1 pseudogene is annotated in these 721 nt (G+C 57.0%); it reads left to right on the forward strand.

Annotated elements, in window-relative coordinates:
- Positions 1-245: pseudogene (locus ACTIE1_RS16650) on the forward strand (ROK family transcriptional regulator); the annotation flags it as partial.
- Between the last annotated feature and the right edge of the window lie 476 nt (positions 246-721).

Consider the following 721-nt stretch of genomic DNA (forward strand, 5'->3'; position numbering starts at 1 on the left):
AGCTGCGGTGGCTCAGCTTGGTAATAATGCGGACTTTTGCCCCCGAGGCCATTGTTATCGGGGGCCGTTTGGGTGACCCGATTTTGGATCGGATATGTCAGGAACTGGCGGGCATGGAGACGCTGGGTGAAGACTACGCTATTGATATGCCGATGTTCCTGAGGGCCGCGACAGATCATAAGCCGCAACTCGGTGCAGCCGCGCTACCTGTATATTTTGGTACAAGCACGGCAGAACCGGCTTAACCTAAGCGCGAATCCGGTATCCTTCATATAGTTTACAAACTAGTTATCTTTGCGAACATTGCCACCGATTGTCATCGAGATCCGACCCATCCGGTTGTTATATTTATTCTGCGTGTCATTGGCCTGACTCCCAACCTGCAACCGCCCTTATGCGTTTCTTGGCCCGCTCATCCCCGGCAGGTTTGGGCACGCAGGTATCGGTGTGTTCACACTGGCCAATCGTCGCCGCAAGGACCGTCCCGAGGGCTGGTTGCATCAGATCCGCTATGAGCGTGCGGTTCTGTATGAGCAAGAGGGCCAGCGGGCGCGCGCCCGGAGCGAGTTCGAGCGTACCTATGCGGTCGACCCGAGTTTCGAGGACCTTAGCGCGCGCCTCGGGATCACGCACTCAGGCGGGGACAACGCGTGATCTGCGCTGGGCGGGAACCCGACGAAGGGCTATGTGGTGTCAACGATATGAAACCATGCAAGCATTC

It is taken from the genome of Roseinatronobacter sp. (assembly GCF_051859525.1).
In the GTDB taxonomy this organism is placed as follows: Bacteria; Pseudomonadota; Alphaproteobacteria; order Rhodobacterales; family Rhodobacteraceae; genus Roseinatronobacter.